Origin of the sequence: Stenotrophomonas sp. HMWF023, assembly GCF_003060985.1 — a bacterium.
Classification (GTDB): domain Bacteria; phylum Pseudomonadota; class Gammaproteobacteria; order Xanthomonadales; family Xanthomonadaceae; genus Stenotrophomonas; species Stenotrophomonas lactitubi.
In genome coordinates this window covers 1-1,580 of record NZ_QAIJ01000201.1, presented here as the reverse complement: position 1 = coordinate 1,580, position 1,580 = coordinate 1, and the positions used below count along the sequence as shown (strand labels likewise).

At 68.6% G+C, this 1,580-nt stretch carries 3 protein-coding genes; 1 reads left to right on the top strand and 2 read right to left on the bottom strand.

Translation table 11 applies throughout. From position 1 onward, the window contains the following. Positions 1–253 (bottom strand): motility-associated protein (locus tag DBR20_RS22990; protein WP_343125684.1); only part of this gene is annotated, 253 nt, incomplete at its 3' end. A gap of 101 nt (positions 254–354) precedes the next feature. Beyond that, positions 355–822: a peptide-methionine (R)-S-oxide reductase MsrB gene (gene msrB, locus DBR20_RS10875; protein ID WP_089238439.1), complete on the bottom strand. Its 468-nt coding sequence runs from the start codon at positions 820–822 to the stop codon at positions 355–357. Between the two features lie 137 nt (positions 823–959). On the opposite strand from msrB, the gene DBR20_RS10870 reads away from it, so the two are divergent. Further along, on the top strand, positions 960–1,334 hold the full coding sequence (locus DBR20_RS10870; RefSeq protein ID WP_108266190.1) for a classical arabinogalactan protein 4: 375 nt from the start codon (positions 960–962) through the stop codon (positions 1,332–1,334). Positions 1,335–1,580 lie beyond the last annotated feature (246 nt).

Genomic DNA, 1,580 nt, shown 5'->3' with positions numbered 1-1,580 from the left:
GTTCGTATACCAGGCTGAGGACATCGATGTAGTCCTGCTGCTTGTAGCGCGGGCCCTTGAACACGCCGACCATGGCCTGCAGCGTCTGCTTGACCGTCTTGGCCGGGGTGCCGACCAGGAATGCACCCAGCGCGGCACCGCCGATGATGACCAGTTCGTAAGGCTGCCACAGCGCCCCAAGGCGGCCGTGTGCGCCGAGGTAGCCGCCCAGCACGCTGATGATGACGACCAGGAATCCAACGATGATGAGCATGGCGCGACGCAAGGAGGGGGGATATCTCCTTGTCGGCCTGACACCGGTGTTTCTGAAGAGGGAATTCTGTGAAGTCGGTCAGCGGGCCATTCCGGCGGGTCTCAGCCCGCCACGCCGGCTTCCGCGCCGCCACGCTGCAGCGGATCGGGCCAGGGCTCGCCGTTGCCAGTGAATGAAAGTGAGACCGAGTTCAGGCAGTGGCGCTCGTAGGTGGGCGGCGGACCGTCCGGGAATACGTGGCCCAGGTGGCTGCCGCAGCGGGCGCAGGTGATCTCGGTGCGGACCATGCCGTGGCTGCTGTCGCGGATCTCGCGCACATGCGCCGGGTCGAACGGAGCGAAGAAACTGGGCCAGCCGGTGCCCGAATCGAACTTGGTGCTGGAGCGGAACAGCGGCAGCGCGCACAGCCGGCAGCAGTAGACGCCCTCACGCTTGTTGTCGAGGAACACCCCGCAGAAGGGCGCCTCGGTGCCGTGCTGCAGCAGCACGCGGCGCTCCTCGGCGCTGAGCCCGGCGACCAGGGCCTCGGTCTGCGTGGCGGTGGGGGGCGTCAGATCGAAAGCGCTCATGCCGGCTCTCCGTGGGGTTGTGGCCTGGGATGCCGCAGACGTGGGGGTGTCGGCACGCGCTTGCAAGTGTGATGGCCGTTCATGGCCGGCACACAGGGGCAGGCGCAGGGTGAATGTGGACCACCCTGGAGCGCGCCATGAAACCCCGCCTTGTCCTGCTGTTGTCGGCCCTGCTGCCTCTGCTCGCCCAGGCGCAGGTGCCCACCGGCAATCCGACCACTACCCGCAGCAGCTCGACGGTGGCACCGCCGCCTGTAGCCCCGCCACCGCAGGCATCGCGCTCGCAGCCGCAGGTGCTGCCCTCGCCGCAGCCGGCCCAGCCGATCCGCTCGACCGGCCCGGCCCAGGTGACCCCCACGCCCGCACCGGCACTGCCGGACAAGGTCTACGACCGCAACGGCCGCATCGTTCCCGGCGTCAAACCGGTCGGCCCCAACCGCGTGTTCGACTCGCGCACCGGCCGCTACTACGACAGCGTACCCACCGGCGACGGCCAGCAGATCAAGCGCTGACCCCAGCGCCTGCAACCGATCGCGTACTCCAAAGAGAGCGCAGCGACCCGCTGTCGCTCTTTTTTCTTTTTCTTTTCCGTGGCTGGCGCCCGCATGAACCTGTCCGAGGCCGGGAGGGTGGGCTGTGCAGGGGCGTGAGCCGCATGGATGCGGCGACCGAGCTTACAGGGACGTACTTGCAGCGTCCCCTGCACAGCCCACCCGCCCGGCCAACGCGCAGCGCCGCACCAGGCCCCAGCCACGAGG

Bases quoted from the DNA above. Each gene is read 5' to 3' on its own strand.
- msrB (WP_089238439.1), bottom strand. From the start codon at position 822: ATGAGCGCTTTCGATCTGACGCCCCCCACCGCCACGCAGACCGAGGCC.
- DBR20_RS10870 (WP_108266190.1), top strand. From the start codon at position 960: ATGAAACCCCGCCTTGTCCTGCTGTTGTCGGCCCTGCTGCCTCTGCTC.